Below are 21,156 nucleotides of genomic sequence, written 5' to 3'. Positions count from 1 at the left end.
TATGGACAGCCAGATTTTGTACCGGGTACAGAGAGAAGATCTGCCCAGGCTCCAGAAGATGCTGGTAGAATGTTTTGCCAGGGACCCGCTCTATGAGACTCTGATCCCGGATGCCGAGACGAGAAAACGGCTGATGCCGGAGCTTTTTGAGTGTGATCTGAACGAATTTTATGAGACATGTGAGATCTTTGCGGACAGCCCGGAGTTAAACGGACTGTTGGTCGTCTCCGATGAGGCGGAGGAGTATGATCCGGTCCGCTTTTACCTGACGGAGGCGTGGGCATCCTTGAAGACAGATGAGTATCTGATCAAGGAGGATAAGAGCTTAAAGACGCTGTGGAATTTTATCAGGGGACGTGATTACTTAAACTCCCACTGGACCGCCCAGCTCCACCAGGAGAACCGTTTACATATCATCTATCTCGCGGTGAGCCCGAATGTGCAGCACCACGGAGTTGCGGAGAAGCTTATGGATGACGCGATCCGCTATGCGGAGGAACATCGGATGATGATCTCGCTGGAGACACATAATGAGAAGAATGTGGCGTTTTATGCGCATTTTGGATTTAAGGTGTTTGGGATTGTCGAGAAGGGGATGGGACTAAAGCAGTATTGTTTAGTAAGAGAAATTTGACAATAGAGACTTAACTCAACATTTTGTACATAAAACAAGGACCTCAGCGATTGGCAGCCGCTGAGGTCCTTGTTTTATGGTATATATTGAGGAATAAATTTGCCCTTATTGGCAAATGGGGCAACGATATAAATTGAGATCAATTATCTCTGAACACGTCCGGATCCATCGCCGCCAGCTAATTTCTTAACTTCGTCTACGGAAACCATGTTCATGTCGCCTTCGATGGAGTGCTTTAAGCAGGAAGCTGCTACTGCGAACTCGATGATGCTCTGAGCATCCATGTCGCTTAAGCAAGCGTAGATCAGTCCGCCGCCGAAGCTGTCGCCGCCGCCTACACGGTCAACGATGTGCATTGCGTATTTCTTGCTGAAGTAGTAGTCCTTGCCATCGTATAACATAGCGGACCAGTTGTTATCGTTTGCGGAGATGGACTCACGAAGTGTGATAGCAACCTTCTGGAAACCGAAACGGTCAGCAAGCTGTTTTGCAACGTCCTTGTAACCCTCGTGGTTTACAGCACCCTTTGTAACGTCTGTGTTGGAAGCCTTGATACCGAATACATCGGAAGCATCCTCTTCGTTTGCGATGCAGACATCAACATATTTGCAGAGCTCACCCATAACCTCGCCTGCTTTAGCCTTTGTCCAGAGCTTATTTCTGTAGTTTAAGTCGCAGGAAACTGTGATGCCGAGTTCTTTTGCTTTCTTACATGCCTCAAGGCAGATAGCAGCAACAGTGTCGTTTAATGCCGGTGTGATACCTGTGAAGTGGAACCAGTCAGCGCCCTCGAAGATCTTAGCCCAGTCGAAATCTTCCGGAGTAGCCTCGGAGATTGCGGAATGTGCACGGTCATAGATAACCTTGGACGGTCTCTGGGAAGCACCTTTTTCAAGGAAGTAGATACCTACACGGTCGCCGCCGCGTGTGATAGTGGAAGTATCAACGCCGTATCTTCTTAACTCGTTGACAGCAGCCTGACCGATCTCGTGCTTCGGAAGCTTTGTAACGAATGCAGCGTCAAAACCGTAGTTTGCAAGGGAAACAGCTACGTTAGCCTCGCCGCCGCCGTAAGTAGCGCCGAAGTTGTTAGCCTGAACGAAACGATAGTATCCCTCCGGAGCGAGACGGAGCATGATTTCACCAAATGTAATAACTCTCTTGGACATGAGGATTCTCCTTAAATTTTAATATAATTTATAATCAGATAATGTAGCGTGACGGGAAGTGCGAACTTCACTTTGTTTCGTTTGCACAGCGCGACGGGAACCGCGAACTCCGCTGCGCTACGTTTGCGTAGCGTAAACGGGAAGTGCGAACTCCACTTCGTTTCGTTTGCACAGCGTAACGGGAACCGCGAACTCCGCTGCGCTACGTTTGCGTAGCGTGACGGGAAGTGCGAACTCCACTTCGTTTCGTTTGCACAGCGTAAAAATTTCGGTCCCGAAATTTTTACTTATTTCTGTACAAGGTGTACTGCGAAGCCGCCGATCTCATCTGCGAGATAGATTGCTGTCATCTTGTCGCCTTTGAACTTAGCGGACTCTTCGTTGAACTTGTATCCCATCATCTCAAGGTAGTTCTTTGCTCTTACTACAGAGTTTGTAGCAACGGCGATATGACCCTTGGAGCCAAGTCCTTTGGACTTCATAGCCTCAACAGCGGTTCCTGCGAATACGGAGCTGTTGCCGACTTTCTTTGTGAATCCGAACAGACCGTCGAATGCGTCAGCAGTCTTTTCAGCTTCTGTCTCGCTGTCGCAGTTGATTCCGATATGAGCAAGCTCAAAACCGAGCATTGTCTGAACAGCTTCCTTTGTGAGGTCGCGGATCTTATCGAACTCACCGGCAGCTACGAGGTCTTTCTTAACCATCCAGCTTCCGCCGCAAGCAAGGATCTTGTCGAATGCAAGGTAGGAGTTGATGTTCTTGGCGTTGATTCCGCCTGTCGGCATGAACTTCATCTGTGTGTACGGAGCTGCCATAGCTTTGATCATGTTGATTCCGCCAGCCTGCTCAGCCGGGAAGAATTTAACAACATCAAGGCCAAGGGAGATCGCCATCTCAACATCGCTCGGATTGGAAGTACCCGGAGTTACCGGAATTCCCTTATCTACACAGTATTTAACAACGGTCGGGTTTAAGCCCGGGCTTACGATGAATTTTGCGCCTGCGTTTACTGCACGGTCAACCTGCTCAGTTGTAAGAACAGTACCTGCGCCAACCAACATCTCCGGGAATTCTTTTGCCATAATACGGATGGACTCTTCTGCTGCAGCTGTACGGAATGTAACCTCAGCGCACGGAAGACCGCCCTCGCAAAGTGCCTTTGCAAGCGGTGCTGCATCCTTTGCATCGTCAAGTACAACAACCGGAACAATACCAATTTTCTGGATCTTCTCTAAAACTTCGTTCATGATTCCTGTCTCCTTTTTTGCTTTATAAATTTAGGAAATTCAGTTTTAGTCAATAATCAAGTCATATTGAGTTTTAATACCGGGTTTCATAATGCGGAACTAAGTTTCGCATTGCGGTATCATCTAAATTAGATTATACTCATGAGATTCGAATTGTCAATAGCGAAAAAGCCTAATTTTACTGGATTTTCTGAGTAAAACTGCCGAAAAACAAATCGCTTCATTTTATTATGGAAGTGTGGTAAACTATAAAAAGTAAAAAACAAGGGAACCATAAGAGCAGAAAATATTTCTCGTGAAAGACCGGGAACGGCTGCCGGAGATGAGCGGCAGTTAGAAAGGAAAAAACAATTATATGGATATACAGTTTCAGAAGCTGGGCGCCGAGAATTTTGCGGAACTCAGTAAGTATTATGGAAGACGCCACGACAATACATGTGACAGTGTGATGCTTGACAATTTTCTCTGGGCGGATTATTATCATGTCCACTTCTGCGAGAGAGATGGCAAGGCAGTTCTCTGGATTATGAAGATTTTAGGAAAGATGTACGCATCTCTTCCTGTGTGCGCCATCGAGGATATGCCCCACTACTTTAAAGAGATCGAACAATATTTCAATGAGAATCTTCATCTGCCGCTTGAGATCTACCTGGCGGACCAGGAGGCGGTGGATTATTTAAAGCTTCCGGCGGACCGCTACTCCGTAACGGAGCTTCCGGATGCAAAGGACTACCTTTACAGTGCGGAGGCGTTGAAGACATTGTCCGGAAAAGCACTTCATAAGAAGAAAAACAACCTGAACGCATTTAAGAAAGCATATGATGGAAGATATGAGTACCGGACGCTCTGCTGTTCGGACGGCTGCGAGATCTGGAAGTTTCTGGATCAATGGAGAGAGGGAAAAGGCCAGGAGGTCGAGGGACACTTGGATTATGAAGTGGAAGGAATCCACGAGATCTTAAGGAACTGCTCGATGCTGTCAGTCCGCATGGGAGGGATCTATGTGGATGACCGGTTGGAGGCGTTCTCCATCGGAAGCTATAATAATAAGGAAAAGATGGCGATCATCCACATCGAAAAGGCGAACCCGGAGATGCGCGGACTTTACCAGATGATCAACCAGCAGTTCCTGATCCATGAATTCCCGGAGGCGGAGATCGTAAACCGCGAGGATGATATGGGACTCCCGGGACTTCGGCAGGCAAAGATGTCTTATGCGCCGATGGATTTCGCGAGAAAGTATCGGATTAAACAGTTAGATTTTGAGGCACAGAGCGCGGAGTAAAGTATGATACGGTATTTGGAGACAGAAGAAAAGGGAAGATGCCTGGATCTCTGGAGAGAGGCGTTCCCGGAAGATTCCACGGAATTTTGTGATTATTATTTTAAGGAAAAAATGAAGGACAACAAGGTACTTGTCCGGGAGGAGAATGGCGAGATCGTGTCCATGCTCCACCTGAACCCTTATAAGATCTATATGCGGGGAAGTGAGGCCGTGTGCGACTATATCGTCGGCGTTTCCACACTGGTTGCCGAGCGCCACAAGGGATATATGCGAAGTCTCATATTAGCCATGCTGCGGGACATGCAGGAAGAACGGATGCCGTTTACGTTTCTGATGCCCGCAAGAGAGTCCCTGTACCGTCCCTACGATTTCCGGTATATTTATGATCAGCCGCGCTGGGTTCTCAAATATAATCCCCACATCCACAGAGAGCCCTGTAACCTGAAGACGCTGGGTGCAGATCTGGCGGAGTGGCAGACTGCCTGGTTAAAGAGACAATATGAGGTCTTTGCGATCCGCGATGAGGCATATTTACAGCGGATGGAGAAGGAGCTTGCCAGCGAAAATGGAACCTGCACACTGCTCTATGACGATGACTGGTTTATCGGAATGCAGAGTGAGTGGGGCTTAAAGGAACGGGAGATGCGTTATCTCTACACCGGAGAACATTACCGGAGCGAGGCGGGACGGAAGCCGGCGATCATGGCGCGTATCGTCTGCATGCCGGAGTTCGTAAAGACGATCCGGCTGGCGGAGAACTGTCCGCAGGATGAAGTGACGGTGGAGATCGGGATCAACGATCTCTTCGTACCGCAGAATCAGGGTGCATGGCTGTGGCAGCTGACAAAGGAAGGCTCGAGGATGATCCAGGAATCCCGGTTTATCGCAAAGGGGAAAATGGAGGTCCTGACGATCTCGGAGCTTACCGAGTGGCTGTTTGGATACCGGACACCGGCGCAGGTGGCGAAGATTCCGTATGGGGAGTATATTGAGCCGTTTCGCGGAGTGTTCTTAGATGAAGTTGTGTAAATGATATCAGGGTCAAACGGTGCATGATCCGCTGACAGCAAAGCAGAAAAGCGCATGATATCAGATATGAGATGACTCCCACCTCTTTAGGTGGCGAGCAGCAAGAATGCCGAGACGTTCTTGAATACAGAAAGGAGAGATCTGTCATGACAGAGCGGGAAACATTAAAAAAGTGGCTGGATGAGAGCAGCAATATCGTATTTTTCGGCGGTGCCGGCGTGTCCACGGAGAGCCATATTCCGGATTTCAGGAGTACAGACGGACTGTACAACCAGCAGTATGATTATCCGCCGGAGACGATCTTAAGCCATTCCTTCTATATGAGAAAGCCGGAGGAATTTTACCGATTCTACCGGAACAAGATGCTGTTTCCGAACGCGGAGCCGAACAGAGCTCATAAGGCGCTTGCAAAGTTAGAGAAAATGGGAAAATTAAAGGCAGTCGTAACACAGAATATCGACGGACTGCATCAGAAAGCGGGCAGCAGGGAGGTTTTGGAACTCCATGGTTCCGTCCTTCGGAATTACTGCACACGCTGTGGAAAATTCTATGGACTGGATGCGATCTTAAATTCTACGGGAGTCCCGAAATGTACCTGCGGCGGAACGATCAAGCCGGATGTAGTCCTCTATGAGGAAGGTCTGGATCAGGAGACCATCGAAAAATCCGTGAAATATATCGCGAATGCGGATGTACTGATCATCGGCGGAACGTCCCTCACGGTATATCCTGCAGCGGGGCTCATCGATTATTACCGGGGACATAAGCTGGTCCTCATCAATAAATCCGTGACACCGATGGATAACCGCGCGGATCTCGTGATCAGCGGGCCGATCGGTGAAGTGCTTGGGGACGCAGTCGGAGTGTGATTCCGGAAAGAATATCAGGGCTGGAAATAGCGGACTATGCCGGGATAAATGCGGAATACTGCAACAGGCGGAAATATGGGAGGCAGAAACTATGTATCAGGCAGCAGAGAATCGTTATGAGACTATGGAGTATAAACGCTGTGGAAGAAGCGGTTTAAAGCTTCCGCGGATCGCGCTGGGACTCTGGCAGAATTTCGGGCTGGAGAAGACAATCGCGGAACAGGAGGAGATCCTGTGCCATGCTTTCGACCGCGGGATCACACACTTTGATCTTGCGAACAACTACGGACATCCGGCAAACGGCCTTGCGGAGAAAAATTTCGGTCAGGCGCTTAAGGACTGTCTTGGTACATACCGGGATGAGCTTGTGATCTCAACAAAAGCCGGTTACGATATGTGGCCGGGACCGTATGGCAACTGGGGATCCAGAAAGTATCTGATGGCGAGTCTCGACCAGAGCTTAACGCGAATGGGACTGGATTACGTGGATATTTTCTACCACCACAGACCGGACCCGGAGACGCCGATCGAGGAGACGATGGGAGCACTGAGCGATATCGTCCGCAGCGGAAAAGCGCTTTATGTCGGACTTTCCAATTATAAAGAGGAAGAGACGAGAAAAGCAGTAAAGATCCTAAAGGAAAACGGAACGCCGTGCCTGATCCACCAGCCGCGCTATAATATGCTGGAGCGTTGGGTGGAAGACGGACTTCTCTCCGCGCTTGATGAAAACGGAGTGGGCTGTATCTGCTTTTCCCCGCTCGCTCAGGGCGCACTGACAGATAAATACCTGAAGGGGATTCCGGCAGGTTCCCGCGCATCCCGTGAGGGAACGACGGTGGCACAGCGGTATCTTTCTGATGAACAATTAGAAAAAATCAAACAATTAAACCAATTTGCGGAAGAACGCGGACAGACGCTGGCGCAGATGGCTATCGCCTGGATCTTACGCCGCCCGGAGGTGACAACGGTCCTGGTGGGCGCCAGCAGAGTTTCGCAGCTGGATAACAGCCTTGCGGCGCTTGAGGGCACGGGATTTTCGGAGGATGAGCTGAAAAAGATCGACGAGATCCTGGCATAAAAGAACTTAGAACAGGATCAACACGCAGAAAATATATGAAGCGTGAAAATTTGTAAGAAATAAGAGATCGTTTGAGAAGACAGGTTTCAGGCAACAGGAGACATAGAGAATGGTATATGAAGTAGGCGATATCGTAAAATTAAAGAAACCGCATCCCTGCGGCAGTCAGGAATGGGAAATCCTGCGCGTGGGCGCGGACTTCCGCTTAAAATGCATGGGCTGCGGCCATATGGTCATGGTGACGAGACGGCTGGTGGAGAAGAATACCAGAGGACTCAGGAAACCGGATGGGACGGAAGTAAAATAAAGGAAACTTGAAAAACAAAAACCAGTCACATGGGATCCATTAGAGCGGGAAGCGTAATGGAAAACATGTGGCTGGTTTTTGAGTTCGGAGGCAACTATAAAAGCGCACAGATCTTCTCAACCGCATCCTGCGGCCCCCCGGTATTCGGGATATCGTACTTTGCATATTTCTTATATAACCCGCGTCGCGTGAGATAGGTATTCTCGATCTCCTCTTTTGTATGGTTCTTAAATAACGGTCGTTCCGGATGCAACGCAAGATTCTGGTAGCAGTCCTCAAACGGGCGGTCAATATAGAAGATCGTGCCGCTCTTCGCGAGGATCTCTCCATTCCGGTCAAAGGTCAGCATTCCACCTCCGGTGGAGACCACGGACGGGCCGAGGCCGCATACCTGACGGGCGATCTCATGTTCATAGTCCCGGAACAAAGACTCCCCGCCTTTTGCGAAGATCACCGGGATCGTCATTTTGTAATGTTCGATCAGCATCTGATCCGTATCGTAAAACGGGAGACCGAGCTGTTCGGAGAGAAGTTTCCCGATAGTGGTCTTTCCGCTACTTGTGAAGCCGCATAAAATAATTGGATGTTCTGGTGTCATGTCTGGTTCCTCTCGAAAGGCCTGCGTATTCAGGCGAAAATATTCTGCGTTTTCTATCTTGCTTCGGTTGATGGAAAATGAGCTGGATGTACCGGTTCGTAAATAAAAACATATTTAAAATATCATAAATATAGTAGAAACGCAATATTACTCCGACTTCAACAATGGATAATGCCCCAAAAACTGCTGCAGCGCCAGATTCCCGGAGGATCTTTTCCACGCCGCAATGATCTCAACGACCTCATCTTCACCGATCAGCGGGATAAACACAAGGTTTTCCGCATTTGTCAGCTTATGCGTTACATAGGAGGGAATAATGGAGATCCCTTCCTCGATGGATACCATCATGAGAATACTCTCCACATCGTTGGAACGGAAGAAGATGTCTGGATGATATCCGGCCTGCTCATACATCTCGTAGAAGCGGAGGTCACTGACGGAATCACCGGTGCTGGACGGGGTCATGAACAGCAGGCGTTCGCCGTGGAGCTCTGACCGCTGAAGGGATTCCCGCCTGGAAAGTGGATGATTGCTGTAAACCGCTACCATCAGAGGACTGCGTTCAATGAGCCGGTATTCAATGGACTCGTTTTTCACGAGCTCCGTGCTGTCCCAGGTAAAAATAATATCATATTCGTCCTTCAATAGCCCCGCGGCGAGAAGATCGGTGTTCCGGCGGTAACAGGAGACAAGAATATTTGGATATTTATTATGGAAGAAACGCAGGGAGTTGGAAAAATTGCTTCGCTCAAAGCCTTTTGTATATCCGATCCGCAGGGTTCCTACCATACCGGTTGAAACCTCCTGAATCCGGTTTACCGCCTGATCAATGCGGCCGAGGATCGACCTTGCATCACTTAGAAATGCGCTTCCGGCCGGAGTCAGGGAGATCGGGCGGCTCGACCGGTCAAAGAGCGGGACGCCGAGGCTGTCTTCTAACGCGTGGATCTGCTGGGTGATGGCAGTCTGGGTAATATAAAACTGGTCCGCGGCTTTCGTGAAGCTGCGGCATTCAGCGGCGGTCACGAAGTAGCGCAGCTGGTTTGTGTTCATAAGCTCCTCCTGAAAAATAGGAATAAATCGCCCCACTCTGTGGGAAGCATCGTTACTCTTCGTAAAACATAAGTTTTTCTTATGATATCATACAAAATGCGCGGTTGCAAATCCTTTTACCGGGCGGTATCATAAGACTACTGATGCTGGATGGCGGTACAAGGGCAGATATGTTTCAAACGGAACATGCTGTACCATACCGAATACAGTGAAGGCAGCAGGATAAGAGCTGCGGATAAGACAGGCGCGGGCCGCAGCCGTAAGAGGGGAGTTATGCTTATGAAACGAGAAAATTTTGGCTCACGTTTAGGCTTTTTACTGGTAAGCGCGGGCTGTGCGATCGGAATTGGAAATGTGTGGCGGTTTCCGTATGTAGCGGGACAGAACGGCGGCGGCGTGTTCGTCCTGTTCTACCTGCTGTTCCTGTTGTGTATGGGCGTCCCGGTCCTCACGATGGAGCTTGCGGTGGGTCGTGCGGGACGAAAGAGCGCGGTCGGCGCGTATCGGGCACTGGAAAAGCCGGGCAGTAAATGGCATGTACACGGATGGTTCTGTATCCTTGGCTGTTACCTGTTAATGATGTACTACACGACCGTATCCGGCTGGATGCTCAGCTATTTCGTGAAGTTCGCGACGGGAACATTCACCGGAATGAATGCGGATCAGGTCGCGGGAGTATTTGGGGATATGCTTGGCAATCCCGGTGAGATGGGATTCTGGATGGCTGTGACTGTTGTTGCCGGATTCTTTATCTGCAGCAGAGGTCTTCAGAATGGCCTTGAGAAGATCACAAAATGGATGATGGCGGCGCTGTTATTGCTGATCCTGGTGCTTGCGGGACACAGCCTGATCCTTCCGGGCGCGAAAGAGGGACTGAGCTTTTATCTTCTCCCGAATTTCAAACGCGCGTCGGAGGTTGGACTTGGATCGGTGATCATGGCGGCCATGAACCAGTCCTTCTTTACATTAAGTCTTGGCATTGCGGCAATGGAGATCTTCGGAAGCTACATGTCCGAGGAACATACGCTTGCAGGTGAGGCGGTACGGATCTGCGGCCTTGATACGCTGGTAGCCCTTTCCGCCGGACTGATTATCTTCCCGGCATGCTTTTCCTTCGGCGTACAGCCGGATGCGGGTCCGCAGCTGATCTTTATCACACTTCCGAACGTGTTTGCAAACATGGCAGGCGGACGGATCTGGGGCATGCTGTTCTTCTTATTTATGTCGGCGGCAAGCTTCTCAACTGTTATCGCCGTGTTTGAAAATCTGCTTTCCAGCTGCATGGATAACTTTGGATGGAGCAGAAGAAAGGCTTCCGTGATCAACTGCATTTTCGTCCTGATCGCCAGCCTGCCCTGTGTTCTGGGCTACAATGTATGGAGTAACCTCCACATTATCGGCGCGAGAGATGTTCTGGATTCTGAGGACTTCTTAGTCAGCAACCTGCTTTTACCGCTTGGATCCCTTGTTTATCTCTTATTCTGCGTGAGCAAGTGGGGATGGGGATATGATAAGTATCTCGCAGAGGCAAACAATGGAGCGGGACTTAAGATGCCGGGGGCGAACTGGGCGAAGATCTATTTCCGGTATGTTCTTCCGGTGCTGATTTTGGTGATCCTGATCCAGGGACTGATCGGATAACAGACTGACCGGTATGCACGAAATTCATAAAAAGACAGGAATTCATGAAAAACTTACCGGTTTAATGCGATATGCACATAAAAACTTTAAAGTGTAAAAGTTTTTGTATTGAATATCGAAATAACCTGTGTTATAATAAGCATCGCAAATACAAAAAAAGAGGAGAGTACCACAATGAAAAAGATGATTGCACTGGGCATGGCCGCTATGATGTGCTTGTCCATGACTGCATGCAGTGTCTCCACATCTTCCAAGACCGAGACGACCGCAGCAGCAACAGAAGCAGCTGAGACAACTGCAGAAGCAGCAAAAGACAGCGAGACAACCGCAGAGGCTGCCGGCGATCTTGTTGCGACCGCAGATTATCCGACAAAACCGATCACAATGATCATTCCTTACGGTGCAGGCGGAACAACCGATACATGGGGCAGAAAGCTTGCAGTTCTGCTTGAAAAATATTTAGGACAGCCGATTACCGTTACAAACCAGGGCGGCGCGTCCGGATCCATCGGAAGCCAGTTCGTAAAAGAGCAGCCGTCTGATGGCTACACACTTCTTGTCTGCGCGGAGACGATGGGAACCTACAGAACCATGAATATCTGCGACCTCGGATACGATGATTTCACCGTTATCTCTCCGTTAGTTGGTGATCCGAAGGTTCTTGTAGTCGGAAAAGACTCCAAGTACAACACTCTTCAGGAGCTTCTTGATGCGATCAAGGAAAATCCGGGAAAGATCACAATGTCCCACTCCGGTCCTGGAGGAAGCGGACACAATCAGGGCCTTGTATTAAAAGAGCTCGGCTATGAAGTTGCTATGACAAGCTTTGACTCCGGTAACGACGCACTTCTCGGTGTCATCGGCGGACAGGTTGACTTCACAAACCCGAATATCTCCACACTCGGCGGCTATATTGAGAGCGGCGATGTGAAACCGTTAGCAGTATTCTCCGATAAGAGAATGGACGCTTACCCGGATATCCCGGCGTTTACAGAGACAGTTCCGGAAGCTGAAAAGTACTTAAATATCCCGTACACACTCCTTTCCTTCGTTGTAAATAACGATACACCGCAGGAGGTCGTTGATGTATTAAAGGCAGCATCTGAGAAGGTATTCGCAGATCCGGAGTGGACCGACTTCGTAAAACAGAACGCAGCGGATCCGGTATATGACGAGTACAAAGATGACGCATCGATCCAGGCATTCTATGACAACTGGAAATCCGTAATCTGCTGGTTACAGTATGACAACGGTGTTGCCGAGAAGAGTCCGGAAGAGTTCGGCATCAAGAGAATTGGAGAATAATCAATGAAGAATAAGATTCATTCGCTGATCGTCGAAGGAATTGTATTTTGCGGGAGCGGCCTTGTGCTGCTCTCGTATTCTCTTTCATCCTACGCGAAAGGGTTTAACAAAAGCTGGGCACAGTCCCCGTACCTGTTTCCGCTGATCGTGGCGATCGCCATGATCGGTCTGTCCTTATGGATCGTCGGAGAGGGAGTTACGGCGATGAAAAAGGCTGCCGCAAATCCGGATGACAAGAAGCCGGAAAAGGCAGGAAAAACAGAAAAGAGGCGCTGGGTCGTGATCGCCCTGATAATCTGTGCGATCTACTATGCGGCTCTCGCCTTCATTAAAATTCCGTATATCACCATCGGAATTTTATCTTTTGCGTATACATTTTCGACATTTGAGGTTGTGACGGTGGTATTCCTGATTGCCATGATGATTTTCATGGGTGTCAGAAAAATTCCGGTCCTTGTCTTCGTGCCGATCGGAACCACCTTGTTCTTAAGCCTTGCGTTTCGCACATTCTTACATGTGCTTCTGCCATAGAAAGGAGAAGGGAAAATGATGCAGATGTTATCCGTGGTCGATCCGCGGTTTATCCTTATGGTTCTCCTTGGTTCTGTGGCTGGTCTGTTCGTAGGAGCGATCCCGGGACTTTCCGTGTCCATGGCGACTGCGCTTCTCGTATCCATTACTTATACCTGGGAACATTCAGACGCCCTGGCGATGATCATGGGTGTCTATGTAGTCGGAGTCTTCTCCGGCGCGGTATCGGCGATCCTGATCAATATCCCCGGCGCGCCTTCATCGGTCGTAACGACACTGGACGGCTATCCGATGTCGAAAAAAGGTCAGTCCTACAAGGCGCTCTTTACCGCAACGATCTACTCGTTTATCGGAAGCTTATTTGGTCTTCTGGCTCTGGGACTCTTAGCGGAGCCGGTATCGAGAGTTGCGATCAAATTTACAAAGATGGACTATTTCCTTCTGGCCCTCTTCGGACTTGCGACGGTTGGTTCCGTCAGCACGAAGAACTACGCGAAGGGCCTTATCAGCGTTATGATCGGTCTTGTGATCAGCATGATCGGACTGGATCCGCTGATGGGAACAAAGCGCCTGACCTTCGGAATCCAGAACCTCGCGGGCGGTGTCAGCACAGTCCCGGCACTTGTCGGCTTCTTCGGTTTCGCAGAAGTGCTCTCTGTTGTATACAACATGAAGCAGGAGCAGAATGTCCTTGCGATGGAAAAGGCGAAGGTCAGCCTGAAAGAGATCTTAAAAAGCTGGAAGCTTTCCTTATATACATCCACGATCGGTCTTTTAGTCGGCGCTCTTCCGGGAGCAGGCGGACCGGTGGCATCCTTTATCGCATATAATGAGGCGAAGCGTCTCGTAAAGAAGCCGGAGGTTCCCTTCGGCGAGGGCGCGGTGGAAGGAATCGTTGCCAGTGAGTCCTCCAACAACGCATGTATCGGCGGTGCACTGATCCCGATGCTGACGTTGGCGGTTCCGGGCGACGCAGTTACCGCGATCATCCTTTCCGTATTCTATGTCCATGGCTTACAGCCGGGTCCGTTATTTATCACCCAGAACAAAGAATCCTTCTACTCGATCGTAGTAGCGGGAATCATCGCGTGCTTTGCGCTTTTATTGTTAGGACTGATTGTTGCCCCGAGGATCTGTAAGGTCATTACGATTCCGAAGAATATCATGATCCCGGTGGTAACGAGCCTCTGTGTGATCGGTTCCTTCGCGTGCAACAACCGTCTGTTTGATGTGGGACTCATGTTCTTCTTCGGACTGATGGGATTCATGATGCGCCGGTTCGATTATCCGGTTGCCCCGCTGATCCTTGCGATGGTACTCGGAAAGATGATGGATTCCAATTTCCGTCAGGCAGTGTCCCTGGCATCGTCCTCCGACAACCCGTTTATGGCGATGTTCGGACATCCGATCACGATCGTTCTTTCGATTTGTACATTATTCGTCCTTCTTGGAAATATTCCGTGGACGAAGCCGTATATCGATAAAGTAAAAGGGATCTTTTCGAGAAAAACGGCGTAATTTCAGATAAAACTTCTGAAAAACAGGCCGGATCACCAAATTTCGACCGGCGCAGGATCTCTCACCGGTGCGAAAGATGGTAAGGAATGAAAAAAGTATAAAAAGAGCAGGAAATCAGGCAAAAAGTGCTTGCATTTCCTGCTCTTTTTTGCTAAAATTATTACCTGTGACATGTAAAAAATCCTTGCTCCTGATACTGAAAATCGGGGGCCGGAAGACCAGAAGGAGGTTTATGAAACTATGAACAAATACGAGTTAGCAGTTGTTCTTAGCGCAAAACTTGAAGATGACGAGAGAGCAGCCGCACTTGAGAAAGTGAAAGGCTATATCACACGTTTCGGCGGCAATATCGTTGATGTGGACGAATGGGGCAAGAAGAGACTTGCATACGAGATCCAGAAGAGCAAAGAGGGATTCTACTACTTCATCCACTTCGAGGGTGAGGCAAACTGCCCGAACGAGGTTGAGGCTCACATCCGTATTATGGAGCCGGTTGTTCGCTATCTTTGCGTAAGACAGGACGCTTAATAAAGAAAGAGTGAGAATATGAACAGAGTTATCCTTATGGGTAGATTAACCAGAGATCCGGAAGTACGCTATTCCCAGGGCGAGCGCTCCATGGCAATCGCAAGATATACGCTTGCAGTTGACAGAAGAGGCAGAAGAAGCCAGGACGGCGATCAGGGTCAGACGGCCGATTTTATCAACATCGTAGCTTTTGATCGTGCCGGTGAATTTGCGGAGAAATATTTCCGTCAGGGCATGCGTGTACTGGTTTCCGGAAGAATCCAGACCGGAAGCTATGTAAATAAGGATGGCCAGAAGGTCTATACAACAGATATTATTGTAGATGACCAGGAATTCGCTGACAGCAAGGGTCAGGGCGGCGATAACAGCGGCTTTGGCGGCGGCAACAGCTACGGCGGCGGAAACCGCGGCGGCTATCAGCAGGGGACAAGACCTGCTCCGTCCAGTGCCATCGGCGATGGATTTATGAATATTCCGGATGGAGTCGAGGACGAAGGACTTCCATTCAACTAAATACCAGTCTGAGACAATACAGTGCGTTACTCCTAATTCGCTGTGAGTAGACTGAGTTTGCACGTGGCCGGACAAGCGTTGGACGGTTACAGACAACGAAACTAACAGGAGGTAATTTAAAATGGCATTCAATAAAGGTGACAAGTCCGATTCTTCCAGAGTAAGAAGAGGCGGCATGCATAGAAGAAAAAAAGTTTGCGTATTCTGCGGCGATAAGAACGGCGAGATCGATTACAAGGACGTAAACAAGTTAAAGAGATACGTATCCGAGAGAGGAAAAATCCTCCCGAGAAGAATCACAGGCAACTGCGCAAAGCACCAGAGAGCTTTAACAGTAGCTATCAAGAGAGCACGTCATATCGCTCTTATGCCGTACACATGTGAATAATTCCTTAAAATAAGGATTTTCACGGATAAAGTAAGGTTTTATCTAATTAATTTGAAGCATCATTCGAGGATTCCATATGAGAGATCATGTGGGATCCTTTTTTGGCGTAGTAGAGAATTTCCTGTTACACAAAAAGGCACTACATGTCGATGATGTGCACCCGCGCGAAGATCGCGCTGAACAGATGGAGTTATGACAGGTATTGACATTAAATCGAAATAAGAAAAAGAAATTTGTTTTTCCTGAAAGCTGGAAAAATATAAGAAGCTGAATCAAAAGGGCTTTTAAGGATATTTATGTCTGAAAATTGACTTTTTTGCTGACACCCTTTATACTACATAGAGGAAAAGTCAAAAAAAGAAACAGCAATGTGGAAGGGCAGTAAAACCATTCAAGATGTAATTCAAAGATCCAGAACGTTATTCTGGACCTTTTTTTACAAGCTTCTGCATCAACGTTGTGAAGAGGCAACAAGTTGCTGTGCTGTTTCCACATTGGTTTGCGGTTCGTGAAAAGGTATCGAAAAGGAGAAGGAAGGGGGAGCTGAAAACTTTAACCGCCCGTTTTGACTTGTTCTGAATAAGAAAATAAAGCCCACCGATATCCGGTGGCAGAATGGAGCATTTCAAATGATTCATGATGGATTTATCTATCTGGCCACTTTAATGCTGTTAGCAGCAATTCTGGTCAATCTTCCCGTGTACCTGCGGGGAAAAGGCGCACAGACCTTTTTTAAATTTGCACCGCCGATTGTTCTGATCTATTTAGGCATGATGCTTTTATGTACTATGAAAGTATGGGATCTGCAGGATACGTCAGCCATTTACGTATCGATCAAAAATCCGTTACTCTACGCAATGCTGTTTTTAATGCTGCTGCGTTGTGATCTGAAAAAGATCATTAAATTAGGACCGAAAATGCTGATCGGTTTCTTCTCAGCGAGTATTTCAATCGGTGTTGGTTTTGTAGTAAGCTATGGCATTTTCCATAAATTACTGGGTCCGGAAAGCTGGAAAGCACTTGCAGCACTGTGCGGAAGCTGGTTAGGCGGCGGCAGTAATATGCTGGCGATTCAGGCAATTCTGGATGTAAGTGAAGAAAGTCTGGCATATTCTCTGGTAATGGATTCGGTTTGTGCAGTAATCTATGTTATGTTCCTTCTGTGGGTAATCAACTTCTCTAAGGAATTCAACTCCTGGACAAAGGCAGATGTACGTCTGATCGATGAAGTAGGAGCATCTCTGGAAAAAGAGGCAAGGGAGGACAAGAGACCTCTTACCTGGAAAAACATGCTTCTTTTAATCGGCGTATCCTTCTTTATATCCTCTCTGTCCAAGGATGCCGGTGTTATGGTTGCGTCTGTTCTGCCTGTTTTTGATAAGGCAACCTGGACAGTTCTTCTTGTAACAGCTGTAGGTCTGATCGTAGCAATGACTCCTTTTGGAAAGATTAAGGGAACGGAAGAAGTTTCCAATATCATGCTTTACATTGTCATCGCGATGATCGCTTCCAGAGCAGATATTTCTGCTATGGGAAATGCACCGGTATGGCTGGCTGCCGGATTCCTGATCCTGCTGATCCATATAGCGGTTATGGTAATCCTTGCAAAGCTGATCCGACTGGATATCTTTACCTGTGCGGTTGCTTCTCTGGCGAATGTCGGAGGAACTGCGACAGCACCGGTACTTGCAGGTGCATACAGCAGCGCACTGGTTCCGATCGGTATCCTGATGGCTCTTCTCGGCAATATTATTGGAACGCCGGGCGGCGCATTTGTAGGATACTTAATGAGCCTGATCGGGTAGAGAACAACAATTGAAACGGGTAATACAAGACCCCCCGCACGGGAAACTGTGCGGGGGTTGTTTTTGTCAGGACAGGGCTCTGTTCTGCGGGAGGTTAGAATAGATTATAGTGTTACTGATCTTTTCCTTCCCTATCCGGAATGGAAAAGAAATGATAAGATGTATTCAAGAATGCCGAAGCATTCTTGCTGCGAGATTCGCGTCATGCAAAGCATGACATACTTCTTTTGCGCATCTTAAGCAATCCTGCCGGAGGCTATGGCTATTTTTATAGAAGCTATTTTATATAAAAGTGTGATTAGATGACATTAAAATTAAATAATTATGTGATTGTGATTTTCATGAATTTCACATATAATAAAAGTGTGATTATAAAGCATAAAACTCCAATAAAAATGTGAGGAGTGATTCTATGGAACGATTTATCTTAAAAAAACTGCTGGCTTGGAAGAATTCTCCCTACCGCAAGCCCTTAATTATGAAGGGCGTACGTCAGGTGGGTAAGACTTGGATTCTGAAAGAGTTCGGAAGACGCTGTTATGAAAATACAGCCTACTTTAACTTCGATGAAAATGAAGAATATAAGCAATTTTTTGAGACAACAAAGGATGTGGAGCGGATTCTACAAAACCTTATGATGGCAAGCGGTCAAAAGATAGTACCGGAAAAGACCCTCATCATCTTTGACGAAGTACAAGACTGCCCGAAAGTCATTAACTCCATGAAATATTTTTGTGAGAATGCACCGCAGTACCATGTTGCCTGCGCCGGTTCTCTGTTGGGGATTGCTCTGGCGAAACCTTCCTCTTTTCCGGTAGGTAAGGTCAACTTTATGCAGATTGACCCGATGACCTTTAATGAATTCCTGCTTGCCAACGGTGATGAAAATCTGGCACAGTATCTGGAACAGGTGGACACCCTTGAACCTATTCCTGACGCCTTCTTTAATCCATTATATGAGAAGCTGAAGATGTACTATGTTACCGGTGGTATGCCGGAGCCGGTATTGATGTGGACGGAGGCACGGGATGTTTCTGTCATGCAGGAAGCCTTGTCCGGAATCATCGGAGCCTATGAGCGTGATTTTGCCAAACATCCTGATCTCAGCGAGTTCCCGAAAATCTCAATGATCTGGAAATCCATTCCTTCTCAACTGGCAAGAAAGAACAAGAAGTTCATCTATAAAGTGGTCAAGGAAGGTGCACGAGCCCGTGAGTACGAGGATGCCTTGCAATGGTTGGTGGATGCCCGTCTGGTGCATAAAATTTATCGCAGCTCAGCTCCCGGCCTGCCGATTGCAGCTTACGATGACCTGTCTGCTTTCAAGATTTATCTGGTGGATGTGGGATTGCTCCGCCGTCTGGCGCAGTTAGCCCCCACTGCCTTTGGCGAAGGTAACCGCCTTTTTACTGAATTCAAAGGCGCATTAACCGAAAACTTTGTGTTGCAGACTTTAATTACTCAGCTTGAAGTCATGCCCCGTTATTGGAGCCAGAACAACCCGCCTTACGAAGTGGATTTCCTCATTCAGCGGGAGAACGACATCTTCCCCGTGGAGGTCAAATCCGAAGCCAACACAACCAGCAAGAGTATGAAGAAGTTCAAGGAGCTGTTCCCTGATAAGGTCAAGCTCCGCATCCGTTTCTCATTGGACAATCTGAAACTGGATGATGATGTGTTGAATATTCCACTATTCATGGCAGATCAAGCGGATAGGCTGATCGGATTGGCATTGGAGCAGCTACAGAAATAGAATTTATTGAAATAACAACAAAAACGGCACCGTTTTAAACAGTGCCGTTTTTGCTTACAAGTTCTTCGGTTCGATTTCCTTGTTCAATCCGCGATTGAAAGGTTAGTGCTTGCATTGCATTTGCAGACCGGGACATATTAAAACTCTATCACAAGCCCCGCATGCAGCTTATGAACGGATTCTCCTAACGTCTCTCGCAGGAGATCAAAGGCATGATCTCCGGTGCAGTGGCCGGTGTAGATTTCAGAAATACCGGTGGAGCGGATCCCTTCGGCGAGGGCAAGGATCTCCGCGTCGGTCTTATTGTAGAGGTGGAAGCCGCCGATCAGGGCTTTTACTTTTTTATCCGGGAAAGTCGCGGTGACCTCACGGATAATGGTATCGGCGCCGCCGTGGGAACAGCTGTTGAAGATCACAAGGCCGTCCGGTGTGTCGAAGACGAGACTCTGTTCGTGGGAGAAGGAATCCGGTCTCCAGCGCCGTTTTTCCTTCAGGTACATGTGCTCCCGGATGCCTTTTTTCTCCAGCCCCGGAGTTTTATGCGGGATCAGATAAACCCCGTCACACGGTGAAAAGTCCCCGGAGACGAGTTTGATCCGGTCCGGATACTTTTTTAGGATACCCTTTGGAATACCGATGTATTTCTTATAGTTCCAGACACCTTTGCAGCAGTTTTCTCCGGTGGTTTCCCTAAAGTAGAACGGTGCGGATGAATTTACCCTGAAAAATTCCGGGATTCCGTCTGCATGGTCGTAGTGCGCGTGGGAGAGAACTCCGAAATCCACGTCTTTCATGTTCAGTCCAAGCACATCAGCATTCTTCAGAAAAAGCCCGGATGCCCCGGCATCGAGAAGGATATGTTTCCCATGATATTCAATAAAAATGGATAATCCCCATTCACAGCCGAGATTTTCGGCGGGGATGTTGTCGCTGAGTACGGTTGCTTTCATAAATGAAAATCCTTTCGTAAAGTATTGATTGATAGTTGCCTTATAACTTTATTTTCTTCATTAAACACAAATGCGAACTTCCTGCAGGAAAGAGGTTTTGTATAACTTCGCGGCTTTACAAATTTCTTTTGCAATCTCTTTCTTATCGATCTTTTTCCTCATTAGATTTTTCCTATCAACGGTATTTGGGTAACAGAAACGCCGGACAACCAAAGTTATCCGACGCATTTTTTATGATTGCGAGTTTTATGCTGGCTGTCAGCCTCGATGCCTTGCCGAGTATCATAAAGTGCTGGTAATTACCCTCCCCAGCCGGAGTACAGCTTTCATGTGTCGCCACACGGAAACCTTTCTGGCTCATTTATATTATACTTAAATCCCGTCCTCTTATCAACTGATTTTGAAAATATCCAAGATTTTAACGGAAATGGCATGGAAGGTGTTACAGGAAAATCGCAGAAAGACCTCTTGAATATTTAAAGAAGAGATGTTATATTATAGATAAGAGAAGTGCCACCGATAGACGGCTTGGCCCTCGAAAATATGGATTAAAAAATAACCGCTAGTTTTGCGAGGACTGGGCGGTTATTTTTTTGCGTTTTTTTCGATGTATCAGAGGGTCACGCATGCCCTCTGCGAAGAGGGCCAAACCGCCTACCGTTATGGTGGCACCTATATTATTCTATCACAAATTCTTTGATCTATAAAGTCTATTTTACGCTACTGGTGGTTTTAGAAGCCGCGTCGCTGCTATCCACGTCAGGAATTTCATAGACCGCAGTGCCATGTCCGCCCCAAGCGGATCATGGACAAATGCCTGTATCTATGGTATACTATCCCCAAAGTCGGTTCTGATGCATGGAGAGATTCTGCCCGAATTTCTCCATGCATAAAAAGGCACTAACGTGTCAAATGCACACTCGCGCAAGAAGAGTCTATCGCAAGCGACTGC

The 21,156-nt window shown here is 47.9% G+C and carries 20 protein-coding genes; 15 read left to right on the top strand and 5 right to left on the bottom strand.

The genetic code is table 11. From position 1 onward, the window contains the following. Nucleotide 1 precedes the first annotated feature (1 nt). Entirely contained in the window at nucleotides 2-634 is a 633-nt protein-coding gene (locus GPK83_RS04370) for a GNAT family N-acetyltransferase (RefSeq protein WP_021905127.1), read from the top strand. Between the two features lie 143 nt (nucleotides 635-777). Here GPK83_RS04370 and GPK83_RS04365 read toward each other — a convergent pair whose 3' ends face one another. Together GPK83_RS04365 and GPK83_RS04360 are read right to left on the bottom strand one after the other, a co-directional pair. Then, nucleotides 778-1,803: a sugar kinase gene (locus GPK83_RS04365; RefSeq protein ID WP_021905128.1), complete on the bottom strand. Its 1,026-nt coding sequence runs from the start codon at nucleotides 1,801-1,803 to the stop codon at nucleotides 778-780. 287 nt (nucleotides 1,804-2,090) lie between these two features. After that, nucleotides 2,091-3,050: a bifunctional 4-hydroxy-2-oxoglutarate aldolase/2-dehydro-3-deoxy-phosphogluconate aldolase gene (locus GPK83_RS04360; RefSeq protein WP_015552961.1), complete on the bottom strand. Its 960-nt coding sequence runs from the start codon at nucleotides 3,048-3,050 to the stop codon at nucleotides 2,091-2,093. A 355-nt stretch (nucleotides 3,051-3,405) separates the two neighbouring features. Here GPK83_RS04360 and GPK83_RS04355 point away from each other — a divergent pair, with 355 nt between their 5' ends. The 5 genes from GPK83_RS04355 to GPK83_RS04335 all read left to right on the top strand — a co-directional run bounded on the left by GPK83_RS04355 (nucleotide 3,406) and on the right by GPK83_RS04335 (nucleotide 7,621). Further along, on the top strand, nucleotides 3,406-4,335 hold the full coding sequence (locus GPK83_RS04355) for a phosphatidylglycerol lysyltransferase domain-containing protein (RefSeq protein WP_117551878.1): 930 nt from the start codon (nucleotides 3,406-3,408) through the stop codon (nucleotides 4,333-4,335). A 3-nt stretch (nucleotides 4,336-4,338) separates the two neighbouring features. After that, nucleotides 4,339-5,364, top strand: a complete 1,026-nt coding sequence (locus GPK83_RS04350; RefSeq protein WP_215704106.1) for a GNAT family N-acetyltransferase — start codon at nucleotides 4,339-4,341, stop codon at nucleotides 5,362-5,364. A 146-nt stretch (nucleotides 5,365-5,510) separates the two neighbouring features. Then, a complete protein-coding gene (locus GPK83_RS04345) occupies nucleotides 5,511-6,233 on the top strand; it encodes an NAD-dependent protein deacylase (protein WP_015552964.1) in 723 nt (240 codons plus the stop codon). Between the two features lie 91 nt (nucleotides 6,234-6,324). After that, nucleotides 6,325-7,314 (top strand): L-glyceraldehyde 3-phosphate reductase, encoded by a 990-nt coding sequence (gene mgrA / locus GPK83_RS04340; protein WP_215704105.1) that lies wholly within the window; start codon nucleotides 6,325-6,327, stop codon nucleotides 7,312-7,314. 109 nt (nucleotides 7,315-7,423) lie between these two features. Continuing rightward, nucleotides 7,424-7,621, top strand: coding sequence for a DUF951 domain-containing protein (locus tag GPK83_RS04335; protein ID WP_015552966.1), 198 nt, complete (start codon nucleotides 7,424-7,426; stop codon nucleotides 7,619-7,621). 94 nt (nucleotides 7,622-7,715) lie between these two features. Here GPK83_RS04335 and GPK83_RS04330 read toward each other — a convergent pair whose 3' ends face one another. Together GPK83_RS04330 and GPK83_RS04325 are read right to left on the bottom strand one after the other, a co-directional pair. Continuing rightward, nucleotides 7,716-8,219, bottom strand: a complete 504-nt coding sequence (locus GPK83_RS04330; RefSeq protein WP_215704104.1) for a shikimate kinase — start codon at nucleotides 8,217-8,219, stop codon at nucleotides 7,716-7,718. A 147-nt stretch (nucleotides 8,220-8,366) separates the two neighbouring features. Continuing rightward, the gene (locus tag GPK83_RS04325; protein WP_215704103.1) at nucleotides 8,367-9,272 is read right to left on the bottom strand and encodes a LysR family transcriptional regulator; all 906 of its coding nucleotides are present in this window, start codon (nucleotides 9,270-9,272) and stop codon (nucleotides 8,367-8,369) included. Between the two features lie 279 nt (nucleotides 9,273-9,551). Between GPK83_RS04325 and GPK83_RS04320 the strand changes: the two genes are divergently transcribed. The 9 genes from GPK83_RS04320 (at nucleotide 9,552) to GPK83_RS04280 (ending at nucleotide 19,254) form a co-directional block, all read left to right on the top strand. Further along, complete coding sequence (locus tag GPK83_RS04320) at nucleotides 9,552-10,913, top strand: sodium-dependent transporter (protein WP_215704102.1); 1,362 nt, start codon at nucleotides 9,552-9,554, stop codon at nucleotides 10,911-10,913. Nucleotides 10,914-11,087: 174 nt separating this feature from the next. Continuing rightward, nucleotides 11,088-12,218, top strand: a complete 1,131-nt coding sequence (locus GPK83_RS04315; RefSeq protein WP_021905144.1) for a tripartite tricarboxylate transporter substrate binding protein — start codon at nucleotides 11,088-11,090, stop codon at nucleotides 12,216-12,218. Between the two features lie 3 nt (nucleotides 12,219-12,221). Beyond that, complete coding sequence (locus GPK83_RS04310; protein ID WP_118735649.1) at nucleotides 12,222-12,749, top strand: tripartite tricarboxylate transporter TctB family protein; 528 nt, start codon at nucleotides 12,222-12,224, stop codon at nucleotides 12,747-12,749. Nucleotides 12,750-12,764: 15 nt separating this feature from the next. Further along, nucleotides 12,765-14,267, top strand: a complete 1,503-nt coding sequence (locus GPK83_RS04305) for a tripartite tricarboxylate transporter permease (protein WP_117468990.1) — start codon at nucleotides 12,765-12,767, stop codon at nucleotides 14,265-14,267. A gap of 240 nt (nucleotides 14,268-14,507) precedes the next feature. Further along, nucleotides 14,508-14,795 (top strand): 30S ribosomal protein S6, encoded by a 288-nt coding sequence (rpsF, locus tag GPK83_RS04300; protein ID WP_015552973.1) that lies wholly within the window; start codon nucleotides 14,508-14,510, stop codon nucleotides 14,793-14,795. 18 nt (nucleotides 14,796-14,813) lie between these two features. Then, nucleotides 14,814-15,308, top strand: coding sequence for a single-stranded DNA-binding protein (locus GPK83_RS04295; RefSeq protein WP_021905147.1), 495 nt, complete (start codon nucleotides 14,814-14,816; stop codon nucleotides 15,306-15,308). Nucleotides 15,309-15,429: 121 nt separating this feature from the next. Further along, entirely contained in the window at nucleotides 15,430-15,696 is a 267-nt protein-coding gene (gene rpsR, locus GPK83_RS04290; RefSeq protein ID WP_015552975.1) for a 30S ribosomal protein S18, read from the top strand. A gap of 629 nt (nucleotides 15,697-16,325) precedes the next feature. After that, nucleotides 16,326-17,501: a DUF819 family protein gene (locus GPK83_RS04285; RefSeq protein ID WP_015552977.1), complete on the top strand. Its 1,176-nt coding sequence runs from the start codon at nucleotides 16,326-16,328 to the stop codon at nucleotides 17,499-17,501. A gap of 412 nt (nucleotides 17,502-17,913) precedes the next feature. Further along, nucleotides 17,914-19,254, top strand: a complete 1,341-nt coding sequence (locus tag GPK83_RS04280) for an ATP-binding protein (protein ID WP_215704101.1) — start codon at nucleotides 17,914-17,916, stop codon at nucleotides 19,252-19,254. A gap of 137 nt (nucleotides 19,255-19,391) precedes the next feature. Here GPK83_RS04280 and GPK83_RS04275 read toward each other — a convergent pair whose 3' ends face one another. Further along, a complete protein-coding gene (locus GPK83_RS04275) occupies nucleotides 19,392-20,204 on the bottom strand; it encodes an MBL fold metallo-hydrolase (protein ID WP_215704100.1) in 813 nt (270 codons plus the stop codon). Nucleotides 20,205-21,156 lie beyond the last annotated feature (952 nt).

Source organism: Clostridium sp. MCC328 (assembly GCF_018785465.1).
Taxonomy (GTDB): domain Bacteria; phylum Bacillota; class Clostridia; order Lachnospirales; family Lachnospiraceae; genus Pilosibacter; species Pilosibacter fragilis.
The sequence above is the reverse complement of the archived record's forward strand: the minus strand, read 5'-3'. Positions and strand labels throughout refer to the sequence as shown.